The following is a 328-nucleotide window of genomic DNA, read 5'->3' as shown; positions in this document are numbered from 1 at the left end:
TATTTCCCAAAAAACACGTTCGATGGCATTCCGATTTCCATGACGAATGACTTGAAATCGATAGCCGTCCTCAGCGAGAACTGATCCGAGATAGTCTGCGTCATCGACGAGAAATTCGACGTTATCGAGCTGATAGCGCCGGTGAAGCTCGGTGAGAAACCATCGCGTCGTCTGTTTATTTGCGGTCGGATAGAGGCTCACGTGGAGGATCTCGTTCGTGTTCGGATCAACCGCACCGTACAGCCAGAACTTCTGTCCGTGAAGGCGGATCATCTTTTCGTCAACCGCAAGCTGATCCTCGGAGACGGTTGAGATCGGCTGTAGATCG

Annotated in this window: 1 protein-coding gene; it reads right to left on the bottom strand. The window is 51.5% G+C overall.

The features are described from left to right. Nucleotides 1-328 (bottom strand): DDE-type integrase/transposase/recombinase (locus DVK07_RS21995; RefSeq protein WP_147441352.1); only part of this gene is annotated, 328 nt, incomplete at both ends.

Source organism: Halorubrum sp. Atlit-26R, from assembly GCF_003666015.1.
GTDB lineage: Archaea > Halobacteriota > Halobacteria > Halobacteriales > Haloferacaceae > Halorubrum.
This window is presented reverse-complemented; position numbering and strand designations above follow the sequence as displayed.